This window comes from Massilia sp. DWR3-1-1 (assembly GCF_049898325.1).
In the GTDB taxonomy this organism is placed as follows: Bacteria; Pseudomonadota; Gammaproteobacteria; order Burkholderiales; family Burkholderiaceae_D; genus JAFCUW01.
In genome coordinates, this window is sequence record NZ_JAFCXL010000030.1 from 1 (window position 1) to 18264 (window position 18264).

Annotated in this window: 16 protein-coding genes, 3 tRNA genes and 1 pseudogene; 3 read left to right on the forward strand and 17 right to left on the reverse strand. The window is 58.6% G+C overall.

Translation table 11 applies throughout. The features are described from left to right. Positions 1-101 precede the first annotated feature (101 nt). The 4 genes from ACP7EY_RS21945 to ACP7EY_RS21960 form a co-directional block, all read right to left on the reverse strand. Positions 102-662 carry a histidine kinase dimerization/phospho-acceptor domain-containing protein gene (locus ACP7EY_RS21945; RefSeq protein WP_426197408.1) on the reverse strand — a complete coding sequence of 187 codons (561 nt, stop codon included), beginning with the start codon at positions 660-662 and terminating at the stop codon, positions 102-104. Positions 663-686: 24 nt separating this feature from the next. Beyond that, positions 687-1867 (reverse strand): IS3 family transposase gene (locus ACP7EY_RS21950; RefSeq protein WP_426197409.1). Its coding sequence is split into 2 segments (ribosomal slippage): positions 687-1618 and positions 1618-1867, totalling 1182 coding nucleotides; the frame shifts between segments, so codons are not numbered across the junction. A gap of 51 nt (positions 1868-1918) precedes the next feature. Then, positions 1919-3415 carry a PAS domain S-box protein gene (locus tag ACP7EY_RS21955; protein ID WP_426197410.1) on the reverse strand — a complete coding sequence of 499 codons (1497 nt, stop codon included), beginning with the start codon at positions 3413-3415 and terminating at the stop codon, positions 1919-1921. Positions 3416-3924: 509 nt separating this feature from the next. After that, entirely contained in the window at positions 3925-5058 is a 1134-nt protein-coding gene (locus tag ACP7EY_RS21960) for a sensor histidine kinase (RefSeq protein WP_426197411.1), read from the reverse strand. 394 nt (positions 5059-5452) lie between these two features. Between ACP7EY_RS21960 and ACP7EY_RS21965 the strand changes: the two genes are divergently transcribed. Further along, positions 5453-5956 (forward strand): recombinase family protein, encoded by a 504-nt coding sequence (locus ACP7EY_RS21965; RefSeq protein WP_426197438.1) that lies wholly within the window; start codon positions 5453-5455, stop codon positions 5954-5956. Positions 5957-6346: 390 nt separating this feature from the next. Here ACP7EY_RS21965 and ACP7EY_RS21970 read toward each other — a convergent pair. From ACP7EY_RS21970 to ACP7EY_RS21985, 4 genes and pseudogenes are all read right to left on the reverse strand, one after another. Further along, a pseudogene (locus ACP7EY_RS21970) lies at positions 6347-7698 on the reverse strand (IS1182 family transposase). Positions 7699-7816: 118 nt separating this feature from the next. Then, entirely contained in the window at positions 7817-8266 is a 450-nt protein-coding gene (locus tag ACP7EY_RS21975) for an MFS transporter (protein WP_426197412.1), read from the reverse strand. 219 nt (positions 8267-8485) lie between these two features. Beyond that, positions 8486-9004, reverse strand: coding sequence for a VOC family protein (locus tag ACP7EY_RS21980; protein WP_426197413.1), 519 nt, complete (start codon positions 9002-9004; stop codon positions 8486-8488). 78 nt (positions 9005-9082) lie between these two features. After that, on the reverse strand, positions 9083-9535 hold the full coding sequence (locus ACP7EY_RS21985) for a MarR family winged helix-turn-helix transcriptional regulator (protein WP_426197414.1): 453 nt from the start codon (positions 9533-9535) through the stop codon (positions 9083-9085). Between the two features lie 229 nt (positions 9536-9764). Between ACP7EY_RS21985 and ACP7EY_RS21990 the strand changes: the two genes are divergently transcribed. Both ACP7EY_RS21990 and ACP7EY_RS21995 read left to right on the forward strand, forming a co-directional pair. Beyond that, positions 9765-10235 (forward strand): DUF2798 domain-containing protein, encoded by a 471-nt coding sequence (locus ACP7EY_RS21990; RefSeq protein ID WP_426197415.1) that lies wholly within the window; start codon positions 9765-9767, stop codon positions 10233-10235. A 120-nt stretch (positions 10236-10355) separates the two neighbouring features. Beyond that, complete coding sequence (locus ACP7EY_RS21995) at positions 10356-10940, forward strand: hypothetical protein (RefSeq protein WP_426197416.1); 585 nt, start codon at positions 10356-10358, stop codon at positions 10938-10940. A 202-nt stretch (positions 10941-11142) separates the two neighbouring features. On the opposite strand, the gene ACP7EY_RS22000 is transcribed toward ACP7EY_RS21995, so the two are convergent. The 9 genes from ACP7EY_RS22000 to ACP7EY_RS22040 form a co-directional block, all read right to left on the reverse strand. Then, the gene (locus ACP7EY_RS22000; RefSeq protein WP_426197439.1) at positions 11143-12318 is read right to left on the reverse strand and encodes a DUF3734 domain-containing protein; all 1176 of its coding nucleotides are present in this window, start codon (positions 12316-12318) and stop codon (positions 11143-11145) included. 259 nt (positions 12319-12577) lie between these two features. Beyond that, a complete protein-coding gene (gene mntP / locus ACP7EY_RS22005; protein WP_426197417.1) occupies positions 12578-13165 on the reverse strand; it encodes a manganese efflux pump MntP in 588 nt (195 codons plus the stop codon). A gap of 82 nt (positions 13166-13247) precedes the next feature. Then, positions 13248-14435, reverse strand: coding sequence for a nicotinate phosphoribosyltransferase (gene pncB / locus ACP7EY_RS22010; RefSeq protein WP_426197418.1), 1188 nt, complete (start codon positions 14433-14435; stop codon positions 13248-13250). A 166-nt stretch (positions 14436-14601) separates the two neighbouring features. Further along, positions 14602-15102: a pyridoxamine 5'-phosphate oxidase family protein gene (locus ACP7EY_RS22015; RefSeq protein WP_426197419.1), complete on the reverse strand. Its 501-nt coding sequence runs from the start codon at positions 15100-15102 to the stop codon at positions 14602-14604. Between the two features lie 160 nt (positions 15103-15262). Beyond that, entirely contained in the window at positions 15263-17152 is a 1890-nt protein-coding gene (locus ACP7EY_RS22020) for a SurA N-terminal domain-containing protein (protein WP_426197420.1), read from the reverse strand. Positions 17153-17245: 93 nt separating this feature from the next. Further along, a tRNA-Asp gene (locus ACP7EY_RS22025) sits at positions 17246-17322 on the reverse strand. Between the two features lie 186 nt (positions 17323-17508). Further along, positions 17509-17585: transfer RNA gene (locus ACP7EY_RS22030), tRNA-Asp, on the reverse strand. A gap of 201 nt (positions 17586-17786) precedes the next feature. Continuing rightward, a tRNA-Asp gene (locus tag ACP7EY_RS22035) sits at positions 17787-17863 on the reverse strand. A 72-nt stretch (positions 17864-17935) separates the two neighbouring features. Further along, positions 17936-18208, reverse strand: coding sequence for an HU family DNA-binding protein (locus ACP7EY_RS22040; RefSeq protein WP_426197421.1), 273 nt, complete (start codon positions 18206-18208; stop codon positions 17936-17938). Positions 18209-18264: the final 56 nt, after the last annotated feature.

Sequence of the window (18264 nt, forward strand, 5' to 3'; positions counted from 1 at the left end):
CTGAATTTCCACATACACCTCGTTGGGTTTCAAGGCTGCTCCGCAAAGCAGCCATCTTCTCAAATCGGTGTATCAGTTTTCAATCGCTGCTGTGTATCAGTTTACAACCGCTGCTGACAATTAGCATGAATATCCAGGCCGCTGGTGCCAACGAGCGTGACGCGCAGATCGGATTTGATCACGAGTGGTTCTATCATGGCGCGTAAATCGTGCAGCAGGGCATCGATGGAGACAGACTCACATTCCAGTCCGGCGCAGTCCGCCTCAATCGTGGCCAGGTCCTGCACTTCGGTGATCAAGTCGCGCAAATACCAGCCAGCCTTGCATATTTGCTTGATCGCAGTCAGTTGCATGGGCGTCGGCGCACCGGCTTCTAGCATTTGTGCGTAGCCCAGCATGGTACTGAGTGGGGTGCGCAACTCGTGTGTCATATGGGTGATGTAATCCGATTTCGCCACACTGCCGGCCGTGATGGCCACCATCGCCAATTCTGCGAGCTTCAGTTCGGTCACATCGACGAACGCGGAGATTGCCCCACATGCACTGCCTTGCTCATTCCGCAAAGGCACGACATTTCCAAAAAGGTAGCGGACGGTGCCATTCGGATGGACATGTTTGAACTCGTAATCGCGTATTTCCGTGCCGCTGGCCGCTTGTTGCAATGCCTCTCGCCCAGCGTGCGGTGGTCAAGTAATTTCGGACACAACGATAGGTTCTCGTGCTGCCATTTTCCGTTCGTAGACGGTGGGCGGCAGATTGCCCAATGCTGAATTGATTCGCTTGCCGTTGTAGAAGCCGACGATGTAGTCGGTGATGTCTGCCTTGGCCTCGGCATGGTTGGCATATTGGCGTTGCCAAACACGTTCCATTTTGAGATTCAGGAAGAAGCGCTCTGCGACGGCGTTATCCCAGCAATTACCTTTGCGGCTCATGCTGCAGACGAAGCCGTTTTCCTTCAAGAGTTCCTGGTACAGCTCGCTGGCATACTGGCTGCCCCGATCGGAATGAACGATCAGTCCTGCTGCCGGTCGGCGCTGCCCGATCGCCATGTTCAAGGCGTCGCACACCAGTTTGGCAGGCATGCTCGGCGCCATCGCCCATCCAACCACTTTGCGCGCATACAGGTCAAGCACGGTGGCCAGATACAGCCACCCGGCACCCGTCCGGATGTAGGTAATGTCGCTGACGTAAGCCAGGTTCGGTGCTGCCGGATTGAACTGTCGGTTCAGCACATTGGCGGCAATCGGCAAGTCGTGCTTGCTGTCTGTCGTATGGACGAATTTGCGCTTCCAGACGGGTTTCAAGGCTGCTTGGCGCATCAAACGACGCACCTTGTAGCGTCCAATCTGGAAGCCTTCGTTGGCCATGGCCGTGACCATCCGGCGGCTGCCGTAACTCTGATGGCTTGCCATGAATGCCGCTTTCAAATGAACGCTTTCTTTGCAGACTTTGGGTATGGCGAAACGTCGGTTTGCTTCGTAAAACGCAGACCTGCTTACGTCCAGAACACGGCAGCTTTGTTGCACCGGAATGGCCTCCTTTTGCAGCGCTACAATGACCTGATGAGTCACTTCATTTCGCGGGCAAAGAAGGCCGACGCTTTTTTTAATATTGTCACGTCTTGGCGAAGTTGCTGATTTTCCTGCTCCAGCTGGCGGATCCTTTGCTGCTCCGCCGTCAACGGCTTGCCAATACCGGGCTGGCCACTCTGCTCGGCGCCGACCTGCGCCAACCAACGCCGGATCGCGGTCTGGCCAATGTCCATGCTTTCGCTGACGTTCCGGATACTTTGGCCTTGTTCTGTGATCATCCGAACCACTTCCAGCTTCAGGCTCGGATCGAATGTTTTGCGTTTTCTTGTTGCCATGTGTTGCTCCTCAGGTGGTGCATTTTCCACCTATTGAGGTGTCCGGGCAAATTAGACCACAGCAGCGCCCATATTGGCATTCTGGCCTGTGCCTGGCTGCACTGGTGTATCGGAAATTCTAAACCAGCGATCATACAATTCGTTTCCCTTCACGTCCGCGAGAAGCCCATCGTGTGCGATGCAAACGGCGGCCGGAACCGCAAACAGCAAGTTGCTCAGTTCGTCCGAACGCTCTCGCTCGCGCCGCTCGCTAAGATGCAACTCTCTTTCGATGCGAGTGCGCTCTGATATGTCCCGCATGATCGCCGTATAGTACATGCCATGACCAAGATCGAAATAGGAGATCGAGGCCTCGGCGGGAAATTCGGTGCCATCGGCGCGAACGGCCGCGACCGATCCTGAACGTCCCATGCGGCGCGAGACGTATTCGGCAGTGCCGAATGCGCGCAGTTGCGCGCCGTGTTCAGCGCCGAAACGCTGGGGCAAGAGTTTGCTGAGCGAACTGCCGACAATGTCGGCGCGCGAGTAGCCGAACATTTTCTCCGCCGCCGGATTGAAGATGATAATGCGCTCCGTGTCGTCAGTCATGACGATTGCGTCCATGGCCGATTCGATCAGACCGCTCAACTGGGCTTGATTGACTTGCTTGATATGCTCCGCGTCCAGACGCAAGTCATCGCTGCGCCGCACGACTTCTGCAGCGCGCCAGATGAAGAGAGCGAAAAGGACCAGATAGGTAACCGAGGTCATGGCGACGCCAAAGCTAGAGCCATATAATTGCTGCCGCTCGCCCTCGATCCGCAGCCAGCCGAGCAAAAACGGGATGATCGCCGCAAGGGGCAAAAGGCGTCGCGCCAGCACACCTCCGACGGTGGCGCTGACCAGTACGGCGACTACGCCACGGGCCGGACGGGCCAAAAGAATCCCCGCACCGACAAACCAGGTACCAATGGCGGTATGCAGCGCCATCGTAGAATAAAACCCGACGCCGTAAAGGGAGCTTACACCGTAGGCGTAGCCCCAAGTTGCCAAGGTCGCGATGCCGATGGCAAGCAAGGCCAGCAGTTGCGAGAGAGCACGGGCGCGGGTGTCGAGCATGGCAAGTGCGGCCCCCGCCAGCAAAAAGTTCGCTGCGGTCGCGACCGCCATTCTGCCAGGGAAAATTCTGGAATCGAAGGCAGAACCTGGATGGAAAAGCTGGTCGATCCCCAACTGTAGGTCCAGGACATACTCAAGTAGTGTCGCAAGGCCGACGGCCGACACGATCATCGCGGTGGCAATCTGGACAATATACCAGCGCCGCTGCGCGCGGGATTTTCCAGCCGCAAACAATGAAGTGCCTGCCAGAATAAGGCAAAGCGCAGTGTTCGGTTGCATCGCTACCCACTGGGGAACAATGCTCGTAATTGCGACGATGCCAATTGCCCACCCGAGTAAAACAACTAATCCCAGTGCAATGACAAGCAGAGCGCAATGCTTACCGGCCGCTTCATACCGGGCAGTTAAGGTCGGGTCGCCATACCTGTTTTGCCGTAGTGCGATGTCCATGTTGTATTCTTCGTTTTGAGGATTTTACGAACACGTTTCGCACCGTTTAATTCCGCAAAGAAATGTGTTGACGGACCGGGAGCATGGCGCTAACCCGCGCCACGTTCTATGCGGTACCGCACAGACATTGGTCCCCAACCTTCGGTCTGTTGTAGTGTATCGGCGACATGGATAGTTAGATGTAGCGGCGTGCATTTCAAACCGAGCGTGCTCGCATTCGACGCCGTTTTCGGCTCGAATTAACTGCATTGACCGTAAGGCCATCCGTACGCTATCCGCAAATGAGCTTGCAATCGGTGGTGCCGGCTCGCATTCCTCGGCCACCGGCTCACGTTCATGCAAATGACCTTTCATATCGGTAGGCCCTCCGCGTGCATGCGCTGGCGGATTTCGGCCGTGCGCTTAGGATCCAACTAGTTGCTGAACCATCGCACGAATTTCCACCCCCTCGCGTCGAACTGTTCAGTCTTGTCCTTTAGACGGTACCCTAACTTCTCCTTTTAAAATGATCACGTAGGCATGCTGTGGCGAGGTAGGCTGATAGTAAATACGCACCCAATTTTGTCAAGGCTATTAACCGTTAGTGTCCCATCATTTGCTGCTATAGTCTGTTTGGCGATGGTCAAACCGAGGCCAAGTCCAGTGACGTTTGTGCTAGCTTGCGAAAACGGCAGGAACATAATGTCTGCCACTCCAGCCGCCAAACCGCCACAATGATCTTTGACATCGATGAGGATTCGATCACCTTGCGCATATGCTGTAAGCAGCACCTCCGTACCTGGCTTGGTAAATTTGAATGCGTTCTGCAACAAGTTGGCTACTGCGGCGATGAGCAAATCCCGCGTTCCTTTAATGGCAAGCTCTGCGTCAACCGGGAGGACTCGAAACGAACAGTCATAAACTTTCGAAGAAAGCGTGGCGGCGTCGTAAATCTCCTGGATCAATCCAGCAAGAGAGAACAAGTCCGAGGTCCCCTTAAGATGCGCCGAGCGGTGAACGTCTTGTATGGAATTCGTGATCAGTTTTTCGAGACTCACTAGACTCCGCTCAAGTACCGAGCCCGTGGCGCCGCTAAAACTAAGATTACCTGTTTTTGCTGCGGCGAACGCCAGCGATGCTGTTCCAAGTAAATTTCTAAGCTCATGAGCAAAGACACCCATTCGCTGATTCGATTCATCAGCATTTCGGGCGGCGTGAACGCCATCCCTTTGATAGCTAAATTCTGTAACTGCGTCAGAAATAGCATTGTCCAGGCATCGGTTCATTGTGCGGAATTCATCCACAGCAAAAGGCGCGTCTCGTTCCACGGCCAGGTCGGTAATGGATTGGCATAAATCTCCATAGTCGTGCACTACCTGGTCGACGGTTAGGCCCAGCTCCAACAGGGCTTTGCCGTGCTGTCCAGCCGACACGCTAACTTCTGAAAGTGCTGCCCCCCCGCCGATCGGTCCTGAAATAAGTTCGCTATTCTTCCTCTCGGGGGATTGCTCGACCCGGAGGGTTCTGATCAACTGATCGAGAAACAATGGAATGCCACTTTGAAGCTGCGCTTCTGTAGCTGAACGACCTGGACGATTTCCTACCTTGACGCGGCAGCGAGCTGCTAGCTCGTCCCGGTTATTAGACAAAAAATGATGCAACATAAGAAACCCTCCGCCCTAGATTTAGTCTATATCGTCATGTACATCTTTTTCATCCATAAAATCAATGCTTGTAGCCGGCCCTCCTACGGTGTCGCTGGCAGGGCGGCGAGCGGAAAATCGGCGCTTTTCACACAAAACACCCATCTTTCGCATAGTTTTTAGGCGAAACATCATAGAATCGCCGCTCCTGGCTGAAATGGCGCCGAGTCGAAAAAGATGTGTAAAACGAAATGACTTAAGTCTTAGCAAGCCGCAGATGTGCAAGGCAATCTTGACGACTCTTCATCATACAGCGGTATTTGCTATTTTTTAATCTTTAGTACCGATTAGTTCCCGCCTTAATGAGGTACACGCTAAAGGATCGCGGCGTCACCCTCAAGGCGACTGAGCAGCCATCGACCCCCGCAGCGCGGCGGGTAAGGCATTCTTGGACATGCTTGGCGTGTTCGCGGAGTTCGAAACCAACCTCTGGCGAGAGCGCCAGCTTAAAGGCATTGCAGCCGCGAAGGCGCGCGGCGCCTACCCTGGGCGCAAGCCATTGGTCGATTCCGCCGAGGTCCAGCGCCTGCACGTTGAAGAGAAACTGGGCGCGACGGAGATCGCGCGGCGGCTCGGCCGGTCGAGCTCGGTGTACCGCGCGCTGACCCGCCAGGGCGGCTGGCGTAAGGCAATTCCCGTCGATTCGCTGCTGCAACTACGGCAGCGGCTGGACCGCCTGACGTCCAAGAGACCTGAGCGGGCGGCCCAGATCGCCGCTGCGGTCGGCTTGTACTGCGTCCCCGCGACGACCGTCCATTGGGCGCTGCAAGCGGTTCAGAAGCCACACGCTGCGCACCGCGCTGACCACGGTAAGCCGCGATTGTTACCGCAAGCAGTGTTTGACGGTATTGCGAGCTGATCGCCGCGCTGAGACTATGCACCACCAACAAGGCCGCGTGCCATCTGTCCACCGGTGAGTATGTTCACTCAACCTGATGAGTTTCGGGGCCATTTTGATCACGTAGCGCGATGGCCGACGTAAATTCCCAACACGCTATTTGCTCATTGGTGCCCTTGCGGCAGCACTACCGCACTACCTCGATCGAGGACAGGAAGACCAGCTCGGTGCGTTCGGCCTGGTGCTCAAATGATCGTGCTATGGAACACCAGCTAGGAGTGTGCGCGGCAGATAGTTTTTTGGCGCTCGCAGGCGACGATTTTCTTGATCGGCGTAGCCGCGGAGTCACTTTCGCGCGCGAAGTTGAAGGAAATCTGAGACGGAAGGGCTAAATCGGCTGGTTTTTGGCCCTTATCCGTATGAGGTGTACATCATTTTTGCCATTCGGCGCAGGTTCAGCGCCATGCAGACGAGTCTCCACTCGGCCTTGGCCTTGACCAGTCCGCGCATACTGAATTGCCGGAAGCCCAGCACGCTTTTGACCCAAGCGTTGGGCGGCTCCGAAATCCATTTGCGTTTTCGATAAGCTGCCTGTGTCGTCGCCGATTTAAATTTTTCGGCCATGGCGGCGCACAAAGGACGCTTCTTCGGATCAATCATTGCTCCCTTTTTTCCGGTACGCCCGAGCGCCACGATCAGTTCGGATGGGTGATTACGAAGATGTTCAAACATGGCCTCGGAGCGATAGCCAGCATCGGCGAGTACCTGCTTGGCATCGGCACCAACGTCCCGTTTGACGGCGGCAAGCACGTTCGCCAGTTGGCCGCTATCGGCCGCACTATTGACGAGCTCCGCAGCCACGATGATGTGGGCGCTTTCATCAACCGCCGCCTGGGCGTTGTAAGCGTAGTCGAAGCCACCGCCAGCGCGCTTCATAATGCGGCTCTCCGGATCGGTGAAATTTTCCTGCGCCTCGGGTTTGGGTTCGCCGAATTTATATTTGAAGCGCGACTTCTTTTGCGGCTTGCCCGGGTCATCTGGGGGCGCAGCATCATCGTCGCTGCGTCCGCGAGCGGTATCGTTCTGGCGCTGGCGCTCCTCAAGGCGTGCTCGAGCGGCGTGAATGACGGCGAGGCGGTCCTCCCGTCTGGCGATCTCCGCCGGGATATCGAGTTCAGGCTCGTTCCTCTCGGCCGCGTCGGTCACCTTGGCCTTGGCCAACAGCGCATCGATTTGCTCCTTCAGTTCACGCTCGGCCTTTTGCATACGATCGTAGCTCATCGCCTTGTGGCGCGATGCATTGGCCTTGATCTTGGTGCCGTCGACGCCGATCGTACCGAGCTTGACCAGGCCGCACTCCTTGGCCAATTTCACCACTTGGACAAACAGGTTCGACAGCTCCTGCAAGTGGACTGCACGGAAATCGCAAATCGTTCGGTGCGCCGGAAAATTGTCGGCAGCGAGCATCCGTAACGCCACGTCCTCATGCAGTTTTCTAGCCAGCTTACGCGACGAGAATACGCCGGTGGCGTAACCGTACACCAGCACCTTGACCATCATCGCCGGATTGAATGGCTGGTTGCGCGAACCGCCTGCGGCATACCGCGCGTGAAAAGCGGACAGGTCGAGCGAGTCGACCGTGTCGCTGCCAAGTATGCCAAGTATGCCAAGTATGCCAAGTGGCCTTCTGGCAGCCAGTCTTGCAGGGCATGAGGCAGCAACATCTGCTGAGCGGGATTGTATGGAAGATAGCTCGTCGTCATGTGACAAGTTTACCTCGTCTTCCGCATAGGTGAAATCAATTTCTGCCGCGCAGACTCCTAGCGAGCGATGAATCGCCTTGCGAACCTGGCTTAACCGTGGTTTACGTTCCATTGCACCTTAGACCCCTACGCGATGACTGGCAAGCGCGGGCCAGGCGCGAGCCAGCATGGCTAGCCATGCAACGACGAGGCAAGTCATGCATGACAGCCCGCCCCCGCTTGCCAGGCGCGGCAGCAGCGACTCCAGACTACTGGGATAGGTTCTGAGAATGGCCGCAGCACCCAGCCCCTGCAACAGACGCATCACGATCAACGCGTTGATCGATGGCTGCAAAGCGCAACCGAGCGATGCGAATGTGAACACGGCGAGCCCCGCTGCATATTGGTTGCGGTAGCCAAAAATTGATGCCAGCGCAGCGAAAATCGCCAACGTCATCGCAGCGGTCAGCAAATAACCGTTGGCGACCCATACAACTGCGCCGGAAGACACGTTTAGCGCTCGCGCAATCTGGGGTAAGGCAACATTAATGATTGTCCCATCAAGGACAGTCATCGTAGTAGTGGTCATTACGGCAAGTAGTGCCAGTCGCCGCTGAGGGCCTGGCAAGCCCTCATCACCCGGCATATCAGTGAACAATGTCATTGGATTAATGTGGTTATAAGTAGTCGACAGAACCCGGGAAATTACTCACAAAAAAAGCTGTTCAGTACTTCACTGAACAGCTTTGGGATGAGACTCAATGTTCACCGACGACACCATAGCCCATAATAAGAAGATGTTTAATTATTAAGCAGCTTCACCGGCAGCTGACCCCGTAGCCAGATTGCCGCCCCATCGCTCCTTTGCCTTCGCGAAGTCGAGTGGTGCACGAAACAAGTCTTCGTACGTCCAGTCAGCATTGGGGATGCGCCAAATGATTTCTAATGCAAGCCCGTCCGGGTCGCGGGCATACACCGAAAGATGCATCGGCTGGTAGACATCATCCATCAATGCGTTGGCATCCTTCAGACGACGACCCATGTCTTCCAACTCTGTGATCGTTCCGACCTCAAGCGCAATATGGAACAGCCCAGGCGCAGAAGGCTTCCCCCAACCGGGGAGAGGAAGCGTAGCATTCGCAATGATTGCGATATCGTGATGATTGGTAGATTCACCTACGGCGCGGAAAAACCGCATTTCCTTCCAGTTATCTTGTGCGGGTAATGTGGCGACGAGCCGGAGCCCGAGCACATCGCGATAAAAAACTGTCGATTTCTCCAAATCTGAGACCGAGAGAACCACGTGATTGACACGACGAATAGACATGAATACTTCCCTTGTATTTAAGTATTGGAAAAACAGTTGCGGATAGCTCTAAGAAATAATCCCAAAAAGCGCAAAATGCTAGAGATTATTGAGGCTCCACAAAGAGAGGCGGCGTATGGTTTCGCTGGCTGCAACAAGCTGTTCTCGCTCCTGGGCCGAAAGGCAAGTCTGCATGGCTTCAAACAACCAGCTGTCGCGTTGTGATCGCGTAGCGTGCACGAGAGCGTGACCTGTCTCAGTCAACGAAAGACGCACTTTCCGTTTGTCAGCAGAATCAGGACTGCGCCGAATAAGTGAGCGAGCATCCAAATTGCTCAGAACCTGAGCGAGGTTGGATGAATGCAATTCCAATTCGGACGCAATTTGGGTTGGTATGGCCTGCCCATTAGCGCGTTCGATCGCGCCGAGGACCATCAGCTGTGTCCACGTCTCCCCATCTGTGCGACTTGACTGGCGTAAGCGCCGAGCCAAGGCGACGATGTTCTCGCGCAAATCGGAAATTTTTTGATCTTGCTGAGTGAATTTTTCCATATGCCGATTATTACATAGCTATTTTAAAATAGCAAAATGTAGGCAGACTTCGGCGCGAGTGCGATGTCCAGAAACGACTGCGTGCCCGCGAATGCGCAAGTCTTACGAACGCGCGCCGACAGCGGGCACGAATTCTTGAGGGCCACTTCAAAACGGGCGTTTATCAATTGCCGCGATGCAGGAAGCAGATAGATAATGCAGGTCCTTTTTCAACCGTAAGCACATCTACATGAGCATTCCCCGCCAGAACCAAACCCCATCGACGCTGCGCCGCATCCTCCCTGACCTCATCATCCTGCCGACCATTGCGCTGGTACTCAGTGCCATAATGGCTTGGGCAAACGTCGGCTTCAGCGATGCTTTTCTGCCGCGCTGGATGCGCGGTTTCGTAATTAGTCTGGTGTTGCTTCCAGTGATTCTTGCCTGCCTGGGCGTAGTCGAACGTGGTGTCGTCGCTGTAGCCGGCGGCTTGCCGTGCCTGGCACAGAAACTGACAGTTGCCGTGGTCACGGCCGTGTTTATCGAAAGTACCCTGGCCCTTGCAGTCACCATGAGCACATGGCCCGATCCCGCCGTATTTGGCGCACAGTGGTGGGCCGCTTTCAGCCGTTCATATCCGGCAGGCCTGGCGATTTCGGCATTTTTCGTGTTTTACATGAAGCCGAAGATGGAGCGCATGCGCGCAACTGCCCAACTGTAACGGCTAACGTTTGGTGTGGTCGTTCTCGCGTTCGACACCGATTTCGACTCACGATAACTGCGACTGTCCGCCCAAACGGGCCATTTGCGTGAGACGAATAGTGCGTCTCAATACAGCGTGGTGGACGACCGAAGCGACTTCAGCTACCAGGAGCTCATCGGCCTCAAGCGCCTTATGGAGGTCGTGGAGGACGTCGGAGGCCGGCTGTCGGTGATCCTCGCCGGCCATCCTACACTACGCAATGACCTGCGCAGGCCGACGATGGAGGAAATCGGCTACCGCACCGACATCTTCAATTTGGACGGCATCGCCGGCAGCGAGCGCGACTACATCCATTGGCTGCTCGGTGTCTGCACCGGCAACAAGACCGAGCCGGGGGAGATCCTGACCGCCGAGGCGATCGACATACTGGCCACCAAGCTGCGCACGCCGCTGCAGGTTCAGTTGCACCTGACGCTGGCCCTCGAAGCGGGATACCAGACCGGCGAGAAGCCGGTCACGGCCGAATTGGTGGAGACGGTGCTGTCGCGCCAGCTCGACGACCTGGAGCCGACGCTGGCGCGCCACGGCTACCGGCTCAAAGCCAAGACCGAGCAGTTCGATGCCAAGGCGGCGGAGATTCGCGCGATGTTCAGCAACCAGCTCGAACCGCAGCGCACGGCCGGGATCCACGAGCGCATGCTGGCGGCGGGCTTGCCGGTATGAGCCGTCTTTTGCAGTTAGCGTGAGCCGGCGTCCGTGGACTGCGAGCCGTTTCCTTCAATTGCAAGCTCATTTGCAGATAATGTGAATACGGGCCTTCCGTCATGCAGTTAATTCGAGCAGAAACTGGCGTTGAATGCGAGCATGGCCACTTTCAAACGCGAGCCGCTACAAACAGGCCGACCGCGCGTGCCGCTGGCGGCGCCTACCCGGTGGGCGCGCCAGGCTCTGGCGCCAGGCCAGGCCGGTGGCGCAGGCTGAGGAAATCGTAGACCGCCGGGCTTTTCGCCTGTGGCGGCAAGCGCAGCACCTCGGGGTGCGACAAGGTCCTGGCGGCATCGTCGTAGCCGGCGCGCCAGTGGTCGAGCATGGTGCGACGGGAAAATTCGTAGTCTTTCGACTGCGCTTCGTAGGTGGGCGAATGGTAGACCAGCTGGATGATGTTGTAGACGGCCTGGTCGGAGGCGGCCACGAGCAGCTTCGCCTGGGGGGTGGCGGCCAGCGCCGGCGGCATTTGCGCGAGCAGTTCCTTGAACGCCGCGCGGTATTTTTCGCTGTCCCTGAAGTGGTCGGTGGCGGCCCGCGTGCGGCTCGAATACTGCACTTCCTTCATGCGCACGGCGACGGTGGCCAGGTCGGTCGGCATGGCGCCGTCGGCGCTCCACAGGTCGACCTGCCACACCAGGGTGTCGAGATTGTTGCGCCCCGATAGCACCCAGTCGAGCGGGGTGTTCGACACCAGCCCCCCGTCCCAGTAAAACTCGCCGTCGATCTCGACGGCGGCGAAGGCCGGCGGCAAGGCGCCGCTGGCCATCACGTGCTCGGGAGCGATCAGGTCGGTGGCATTGTCGAAATACGCGAAATTGGCGGTGCGCACATTGACGGCGCCCACCGAGAAGCGCATTTCGCGCGCGTTGATGCGATCGAAATCGACCAGGCGCAGCAAGGTAGCGCGCAGCGCCGTGGTGTCGTAGTAGCTGGGGGTACCCGTATGCACCCACGGCAGGTAGGGCGGCGGCACGCGCGGCTCGAAAAACCCGGGCACGCCAAGGCTCACCACGCGCCCCGCATGCCACTGGTTGATCCAGGCACGGGTGTCGTCCGTGACGGCGAACTGGGCCCAGAAATCGCCGATGCCGAGGCTGTCCGTGGGGCTCACCAGCTCCCAGAACTGGCGCAATTTCGCCACCCGGTCTTCGACCTTGTTGCCGGCGATCAGGGCGCAATTGACTGCGCCAATCGAGATGCCCGCCACCCAGGTCGGCTCAATGCCCGACTCATGCAGGCGTTCGTACACGCCGGCCTGGTAAGCCCCCAGCGCGCCACCGCCCTGCAGCAGCAAGGCAATGCTGCCGAACTCGGTAGAACAGGGCCGCGCCACCTCGGGCGCGGCCCTGCCGGCCGGTCGCGCTGCGCCCGGCCTGGCGGCCTGCTTGATTGCACCCTGCTCACGATCATTCACGTTCGGCCCTCACCTCTGAGCACGCCACTGGCGTCGATTCCCGATTAGACCTCGAAAAACTTAGGCGTCGCTGACAACCCCGCCAACGCCGCCGGTAACACGGGCCGCGCCCGGCCTGTTCAGGCTAGACCGCCCTGCCCGGTCCGCACTGACACACCGCATGCGCCTTGCATGCGGCTCAGGCGAGCGGCAAACTGGCCGCGTGCGGTCCGATGTGTTCGTACAAAATCAGCGAGCCGATGATGATCAGCACGATGCCGCCCACCATCTCGGCGCGCTTGCCGGCGATCGCGCCCAGGCCGCGCCCCACCATCACGCCGAGCGTCACCATGACAAAGGTGGAAAACCCGATCGCTGCCGCCGTGATGGCGATATCGGCGCCCAGGAAGGCCAGGCTGGCGCCCACGGCCATGGCATCGATGCTGGTGGCAAAGCCGGTGACCGCCAGGGCCAGGAATGAGTGCGAACTGGGCTTGTCCTCGGCCTCGTCGTCGGCCTGAAAACCGGCGTAAATCATGCGCGCACCGAGCACGAACAGCATGGTGAAGGCGATCCAGTGGTCCCACGCTTCGACATACGGTGCGGCGACCTTGCCCAGCGACCAGCCGATCACGGGGGTGATCGCTTCGATCACGCCGAAAATCAGGCCCGTGCGCAGCGCTTCCTTCCATTGCGGTCTCTGCAGGGCGGCGCCTTTGCCGACAGCGGCGGCAAAGGCATCGGTCGACATGGCAAGCGACAGGGCGACGGTGGCGGCAACATTCATGGATGACTCTCGGACGGTGGTAAATTGCGGTGCCGCATTGTACCCGAGGCGGACCCGTATCGCGGCGCCACCCCGGCCGCCGTCAAGGCAAGGTGCGGCCGAACACCTGCGCCAGGTAGGCAAGAAAGGTGGGGTCGGTCGACATGGTCTTGCCGGGCGAATCGGACAGCTTGGCCACCGGTTGGCCGTTGCTCTCCACCAGTTTCATCACCAGGTTGAGCGGCGCGATGCCCGTGTCGTTGGTCAGGTTGGTGCCGATGCCGAAGCCGGTCTGGGTGCGGTCGGCGAAATGGCGGTACAGCGCGAACGCGTGCGCCAGGTCGAGGCCATCGGAATACACGAGCCGCTTGGTCTGCGCGTCGATGCGCAATTTTGCATAATGGGACAGCGCCTTCTCGCCCCAGGCGAAGGGATCGCCTGAATCGTGGCGCAGGCCGTCGAACAGTTTGGCAAAGTACAGGTCGAAGTCGCGCAGGAAGGCATCCATGCCGACCGTGTCGGTGAGCGCCGTACCCAGGTCGCCCCGGTATTCCTGCACCCAGTCTTCCAGTGCGGCCGTTTGGAAATCGCGCAGGCGCACGTTGAATGACTGGTAGGCCTGCATGTATTCGTGGGCCATGGTGCCAATGGGCACCAGCTCATATTTTTTCGCCAGCCAGACATTCGAGGTGCCCTTGAAGTGACGCGGCGCCTGGCGCGCCAGGGTGGCGACCACCTCTTCCTGCCATGCACCGGAGAAACGGCGGCGCACGCCGAAATCGAAAAATTCGAAGCCGTTGCGGCGCGGCGCCTCCATGCCAAAGGCGTCGAGCATGGCGACCTTGCCGGCCAGGCGAAGGCGTGCTTCGCCCAGCGCGGCGGTTTGGTCGAAGCGGCGGAAATACAATTCGTTGACGATATACAGCACGAAAATTTCAAAGCCCATCACGTGCACGACGGGACCGCGGGCGCGAATGCGCAGGTGGTCACCGTCCACGCTGACTTCGATGAACTTGCGCTGAAAGCGGAACACGGTGAGAAAATCGGCGAAATCGCTCTTGATGAAACGCAGGCTACGCAGATAGTCCACTTCGTCCTCGGCAAAGTGCAGCGTGCACAGGTGGTCGAGTTCGGCGTCGACCTCGTCCTTCAGCCGGGCCAGCGGGTAGTGGGGCGTATTGCGACACAGGAATGTATAGGTCGTCTGCGTGGCGGGATGACGGTGCAGCAGCGCCTGCCACATGGTGAACTTGTAGAGGTCGGTTTCAAGCAGGCTGCGAACGATCGGCATGGGCTGGCGGGAGTGGGGTCAGTGGGCGGCCGCTGGCGGCCAGCGCGCTGCGCGCCCGACCGGCGGTCTCCCGGGTCGGCATGGCCGCCAGGGTAGTCGCCTTATGGTACAGGGTATTGCGTGTGCCTTGTGCAATTGCAGCGTGGAAGCCGCTGCGGTCCTTCGCTTACAGCTTGATGTGGCCGTGGTCAGCTGGATCGAGCTCAGGCCGGGTGCCCGTCACGGCTGCCTTGGCCATCTCGAACATGCGCGTGAGCTTGTTTTCCTTGCTGTCCCAGTACTGCACGGTCTTCGACACCACTTTGACCAGCACGACATGGGGGTCGTCTTTGCCGTTTGGAAACCAGGCGGCCACCATCGGGTTCCACAAGGCCTCGATGCGGGCCCGGTCCACGACGCGCTCGGCCGTGCCGCTGATCGACACATACAGGCTATCTTCCGGTTCGGCGAAGCTGACATTGACCTGGGGGCTGCCGGCGATATTGGTCCACAGATCCGTATTGCTAGAAGTGAAGAACCACAGGGCACCGTCGGCGTCGACTTCCTGGTTGGTCATGGGCTGGCTGATCAGGTGACCATACTGGTCAAGCGTGGTGAACATGGCGAAGCGCACCGACTTGATTTTGTCCGACAGTTCGGCGACCTGGGTGGATTGTTCGTTGGACATGGTATTTCCTTCACAATGGGGGAATGACGTTGACTGAACGATTATTGTGTCATTCACGCCACGGCCCGTCTGTGCGTGCGCGAACGGATCAGCCCTGTTTGTCCAGAACAAATAGAAAAAGCCGGGCGAACCCGGCTTGTTTTACTCCACCCTGTCAGGCTTACTTTGCGGCGGTCGACACCGGCGCGTGGTCGATCTTGACTTTCGATTTTTGCTTCAGACCATCGAGGTAATGGTACATGTCCTGTTGTCCGATGGCGCTGTTGATCTGCTCCATCTCGGCCTTGCGGCGGGCCGCATCGGGGGTGGCGGTCTGGGCGACCTTGCCGATCCGATAGACGCCAAAGCCCTGCCCTGGCAAATCGACACCGACATAGACGGGCAACTTGCTCACGTCCGCCTTGAGCACGTCGATCGCGGCCGGGGTCGGGATGGTGGGCGGCTTGGTGCGGCTGACCAGTTTCGCTTCGCCGAAACCGCTGGCGTCGCCCGAGGTCCTGGCGCTGGACAGTTTGGCTTCGCCGGCCTTGCGCGCCAGTTTGACCGCTTCTTCGATCGTCACCCGTTGACGAATCACGGCATCGACCTCGGCCAGCGGACGCTTCGTCGCGGGCTTAAATTCCAGCACGCGGCCGGCGATCAGGGTGTTGGGACCTGCCTGCACGGGTTCCGTGTTGCGCTTGTTCTTGATCGAATCGTCGGAAAACAGGGCCGCGAGGAACTTGGCATTGGCATACGGGGCCTGTGCCAGGGCCGGCGCCGGGGTGCGCGTGAGGCCTTCGATCGTGTCGATCTTCAGCTTGAGCTTGTCGGCGGCGGGCTTGAGGCTGTCAGCTTGTTCGTACAGGGTATTGGTGAACACTTCCGCCAGTTCCGAATACTTCTTCGACAGTTTCTGTTTTTTCAGCTCGGCAGCGATCTCGTTTTTCGCTTCTTCCAGCGGCTTGATGGCGGCCGGCTTGAGCGCCGTGATGGTGATGATGTGGAAACCGTATTCATCGAGGGTGGGCTCGCTGATCTCGCCCTGCTTGAGCCGGTACATGACATCGGTGACTGGCTTGCTGAAGCCGTCTTTCGCCACCACGCCCAGGTCGCCGCCCAGTTCGGCCGAACCGACGTCTTCCGACCTGGCCTTGGCGATGGCGGCAAACTGTGCGGGCGCCTTGCGCACTTCGGCGAGGATCGCCTCGGCCTTGGCCTTGGCGGTGGCGCGCTCGGCAGCCGAAGCGGCCGGCAGCAGCTTGACCAGGATGTGGCTGGCCGTGCGCTGTTCGCCAGTGCCGAAGCGGCTGGCATTGGCCTTGTAGAAGGCCTCGACGTCGGCATCGGTGACGGCGACCTGGCTTTCCAGCAATTCCGGCGTGAACAGCACATATTCGGCCTTGATGCTGGCAGGCACTTCGAACAGCTTGGCGTTCTTGTCGTAGAAATCCTTGACCATCGCGTCGGTCAGCTTGACCTGGGCGATGTAGTCGGCAGCGGGAAAGACCAGTTCCTGCACTTCGCGCTCCTGGTCATTCAGGTCCGACAGGCGGGCGGCGATGGTGCGCGGGGCGAAACCGCTGTCCTGGATGGCGGTGGTCAACTGTTGCACTTCCATGCTGCGGCGCACCTTGGCGTCCAGGCCGGTGGTGGTCAGGCCCATCTGCGCGGCCGTCGCCTTGTATTGGTCGACGCTGCCGCCGAACTGTTCGGCGTAGAACGCCGCCAGCACGGGATCAGTCACCGTCAGGTGGCTGCGGGCGATCTCGGCGCTGACGACGCGATCATTGATCAGGCTGTCGAGGACGGCCTGGCGTGCTTCCGGGGTGTCGACCAGTTTTTGGTCGAACTTGTCGCCCATCGCCTGGCGATAGCGGTCGATCTGCGCGCGCTGGGCGTTTTCCCATTCCTGCTGGGTAATCTTCTGACCGTCCACCGTGGCCACCGTGCTGGCGTCGGCACCCTTGTCGGTGTAACTGGACACGCCCACGAGCACGAAGGAAGGAACGATCAGGATCAGCAAAATGCCGTACATCCAGCGCTGGTGATTTCGAATAAATTCAAACATGGTCAACCAATTCTTGTCGAGAATGCGATTAATAGTACAAGAGTACAGACGAAAAAAAGGCGAACCATGGTTCGCCTTTTTCTTCTTTTATGCTGGCGGAGCGGACGGGACTCGAACCCGCGACCTCCGACGTGACAGGCCGGCATTCTAACCAACTGAACTACCACTCCAATTTGCTGCTCACTTACTGCCCTGCTATTTTACTGCTTTACAGCCTGGAGTGCGGCTGCGCCGCGCAGGCCACAGCGGCCTGGACTCGCCCGCGTCTCGCGGGCCGCTGTTTCGCTGGTAGGCGAAACACTTTCTCGTCCCAAGCCGTGCGCCCCGCAGGAGGGCCCACGCATACTTCTATATTCTGGCGGAGCGGACGGGACTCGAACCCGCGACCTCCGACGTGACAGGCCGGCATTCTAACCAACTGAACTACCACTCCCATGGTATTGCTGCTTTAATGCTATTTTTTTACTACTCGACTGCTCTGCTGCCTTACTGCCTGAATGGCGGCTTGCGCCGCTGATAGCCGAGCGGCCTGGACTCGCCCGCGTCTCGCGGGCCGTTGTTTCGCTTGTAAGCGAAACACTTTCTCGTCCCAAGCCGTGCGCCCCGCAGGGGGCCCACTCTTGTATCTTTGTTCTGGCGGAGCGGACGGGACTCGAACCCGCGACCTCCGACGTGACAGGCCGGCATTCTAACCAACTGAACTACCACTCCGTATAAACCATTTACCACCCGCCCGGATGTCATCCCGGCCAGCTTTGGCGATTGTCACCTCGCCAAAGGCAATTAGTTTACTGCATCTTTAAGCGCTTTGCCAGCTTTAAATTTTGGCACCTTGGCCGCCTTGATGGTCAGCGTTTCATTGGTGCGGGGATTGCGGCCCGTGCGGGCGGCGCGCTCGCCCACACTGAAGGTGCCGAAGCCCACCAGGGTGACGGTACCGTTGTCTTTCAAGCTGCTCGTCACGGCCGCCATCATCGCGTCGAGTGCGCGCGTGGCCGATGCCTTGGTGATGTCCGCCGACTTGGCGATTTCTTCAATTAACTCTGTCTTGTTCACTCGATGTCCCGTCCGATGGTGATGGCGCGCCAATCGCGCCATCATCGCGTTTCGCG

Coding starts and splice junctions, on each gene's coding strand:
- ACP7EY_RS21955 (WP_426197410.1), bottom strand. CDS start 3,415: ATGGACATCGCACTACGGCAAAACAGGTATGGCGACCCGACCTTAACT.
- ACP7EY_RS21960 (WP_426197411.1), bottom strand. CDS start 5,058: ATGTTGCATCATTTTTTGTCTAATAACCGGGACGAGCTAGCAGCTCGC.
- ACP7EY_RS21975 (WP_426197412.1), bottom strand. CDS start 8,266: ATGACCACTACTACGATGACTGTCCTTGATGGGACAATCATTAATGTT.
- ACP7EY_RS21980 (WP_426197413.1), bottom strand. CDS start 9,004: ATGTCTATTCGTCGTGTCAATCACGTGGTTCTCTCGGTCTCAGATTTG.
- ACP7EY_RS21985 (WP_426197414.1), bottom strand. CDS start 9,535: ATGGAAAAATTCACTCAGCAAGATCAAAAAATTTCCGATTTGCGCGAG.
- ACP7EY_RS21990 (WP_426197415.1), top strand. CDS start 9,765: ATGAGCATTCCCCGCCAGAACCAAACCCCATCGACGCTGCGCCGCATC.
- mntP (WP_426197417.1), bottom strand. CDS start 13,165: ATGAATGTTGCCGCCACCGTCGCCCTGTCGCTTGCCATGTCGACCGAT.
- pncB (WP_426197418.1), bottom strand. CDS start 14,435: ATGCCGATCGTTCGCAGCCTGCTTGAAACCGACCTCTACAAGTTCACC.
- ACP7EY_RS22015 (WP_426197419.1), bottom strand. CDS start 15,102: ATGTCCAACGAACAATCCACCCAGGTCGCCGAACTGTCGGACAAAATC.
- ACP7EY_RS22020 (WP_426197420.1), bottom strand. CDS start 17,152: ATGTTTGAATTTATTCGAAATCACCAGCGCTGGATGTACGGCATTTTG.